This window comes from Vibrio sp. Vb1574, from assembly GCF_033338675.1.
Map to the genome: position 1 here is coordinate 1 of NZ_JAWOTC010000276.1, position 1,262 is coordinate 1,262.

Sequence of the window (1,262 nt, forward strand, 5' to 3'; positions counted from 1 at the left end):
GTACGCCGATTGATTTTGTCACGACGATTATCGATGGTGATAATCCAGCGCCGCAAGACATCTCGTTTGAGAACGAAGAATCTTCATCGACGCCAATCACGGGGAGGTTTGTCGAAATTGGCAGTGACCAGTTGGCTTCTGTCACCTTTAATCAGGAAAGTTTGTCGCAATTTGATGGTTTGTTAACTGACAACCAAGCGACGGTTGCGACCTTGTCTGAAGATGGCAGTAACATCACGTTAACCGTAGCTGGCACGGGAGAGGTGGTATTAAGTATCACTTTAAACACCGACGGCACGTACCAATTTGAACAGTTCAAACCGCTTGAGCAGACGAATGATAGCGATACGATAGCGCTTTCTCTTCCAACGACGATCGTGGATTACGACCAAGATACGGTCAGCAATACCTTTGTGATTACAATTGCTGATGGCGATAACCCAGTCATTAACAATGTCACAAGCTTGTCTTTGGATGAGTCTGGCGTCGAGCAAGGTTCTCTACAGGGCATCGCGATTACTAGCGGTACCGGATCAATTTCGGCAGCCGCAGGCAGCGATATTATTGACCACTTCGAAGTAGAACCAACGGAATTTAATGTCTCTGGCGAGTTGCAATCGCAAGGGCAAACTGTACTTCTTGAACTAACTTCTGATGTCAATGGCGTTCGTACTTACGAAGGTTATATTGAGCTTGATGGTGTGCGCATTACGGTATTCGACATCAGTATCGACTCACCGTCTCAAGGCGAATATCAGTTCAACCTCTATGAACAGCTGGATCATACTGGCGCAAACGACGAATCGTTAACGTTCACCATTCCAGTTTATGCCGTTGATGCCGACGGAGACCGCTCTTCTTTGACGCTAGGTTCGAACGATGCCAAAGCCGCAGAAATCGTTATAGAAGTTAAAGATGATGCGCCTTCTATTGATGGTGTGGAAGCTTTAACGGTGGATGAAGACGACCTTGCGAGCATCGGTTCGGATCAAAATGATTCTGTTTCGGTTGACGGCAAGTTCACCACGACAGAAGGCTCCGATCGAGTGGTGAGTTATCAACTCGACGCATCGACCAATCCAATTGATGGCTTGACTTCACATGGTGAAGCCGTTGAGCTGGTAGAAACCGCAAATGCCGACGGCAGCTTCACTTACACCGCGACAGCAAACGGCAACTCAGTATTTACGCTGGCGATGAATACCGATGGTTCATACAACGTTACGTTGGAAGGCCCAATCGATCACGCTAGTGGCAGTGAT

1 pseudogene is annotated in these 1,262 nt (G+C 47.6%); it reads left to right on the forward strand.

Features of this window, described 5'->3' with window-relative positions:
- A pseudogene (locus R7O12_RS25500) lies at positions 1 to 1,262 on the forward strand (hypothetical protein); the annotation flags it as partial.